We start from the raw sequence: 355 nt of genomic DNA, 5'->3' as shown, positions 1-355 counted from the left end.
CAATGAGAGCACCACTTATATTTGGCTGTGCTCCACCATACGCCAATTTCGAAATTTCTGTCGAGGAACTAATCACAAAATAATTTCTATACGCTGCATATAAAATGTTATCATTAATCGTTTTGATATTTCCAACGCGTTGGTTTTGCATAGCGATTTCGTCCGAATTATATATACCTATTTTCCCAGTAGTAGCCCCAGACATTGCGATTAATAAGTCGCCTTTGCGCACCAAAAACTTTTCATTGTAGAGCTCTCCTAGGAACCCTAACAGCGGTTTCGGGAGTTGTTTCCATACCATTTAAATCGGATATTCGAATTATTGGTATACCCTCATCAGAATAATCAGTGCTTT

1 protein-coding gene is annotated in these 355 nt (G+C 38.3%); it reads right to left on the bottom strand.

Annotated elements, in window-relative coordinates; all coding sequences use genetic code 11:
- Positions 1-232 (bottom strand): restriction endonuclease subunit S domain-containing protein (locus tag BRO54_RS18995; protein WP_204378364.1); only part of this gene is annotated, 232 nt, incomplete at its 3' end.
- Between the last annotated feature and the right edge of the window lie 123 nt (positions 233-355).

The organism is Geobacillus proteiniphilus (genome assembly GCF_001908025.1).
Classification (GTDB): Bacteria; Bacillota; Bacilli; order Bacillales; family Anoxybacillaceae; genus Geobacillus; species Geobacillus proteiniphilus.
The sequence above is the reverse complement of the archived record's forward strand: the minus strand, read 5'-3'. Positions and strand labels throughout refer to the sequence as shown.